The following is a 612-nucleotide window of genomic DNA, read 5'->3' on the forward strand; positions in this document are numbered from 1 at the left end:
CTTTACGCCCCTCCGCGGCGCGCTGCCCCACCATGCGTCCCGTCTCCCTCCCGGCGCCCTTGCTTCCGGCACCTCCGCCGTCGCTTCTCGCCGTCTCGCGCGGCTCGCAGGCGGGGCCGACCATCGGCGAGCAGGCCCGTGAGATCAACCGCTTCCTCCGTCGCGCGGGCCGGTTTCGGGGGATCGCGAAACGGACCGGCGCAGGTGCGACACGCGCCGCAGGTGACAACACCGCGCGAAGCTGGTCCGATGGCGTTCCCGATTCGGTCTCCTTGTTCGGTCCCGTGGCAACCCTTCAGACGCCGCCCTCCACAGCCTTGTCCGCCGCCCTTGCCCTCTCGCTCCCCGTCGACCGCCGCCAATCGCCGACCGCGCTCGGCGTGCAGCGCGGCGTGCGGCGCCTCTTTGCTGAGCTCGGCCACGTCACGATCCCGGAGTTCACCTTGGCCAACGGCCGGCGTGCCGACCTGATCGCGCTCGGCGGTTGCGGCAAGCTGACGATCATCGAGATCAAGTCGAGCGTCGCGGATTTCCGCGCCGACCGGAAATGGCCGGACTATCGCGAGTTCTGCGACCGCTTCTACTTCGCGGTGCCGGAGACGCTGCCGGTGG

The 612-nt window shown here is 70.6% G+C and carries 1 protein-coding gene; it reads left to right on the top strand.

Annotated features, from left to right (window positions below):
* Positions 1-317 precede the first annotated feature (317 nt).
* A partial coding sequence (locus VP06_RS18935) for an MmcB family DNA repair protein (RefSeq protein WP_048465342.1) occupies positions 318-612 on the top strand: 295 nt, incomplete at its 3' end.

Source organism: Methylobacterium aquaticum, from assembly GCF_001043915.1.
Taxonomy (GTDB): Bacteria; Pseudomonadota; Alphaproteobacteria; order Rhizobiales; family Beijerinckiaceae; genus Methylobacterium; species Methylobacterium aquaticum.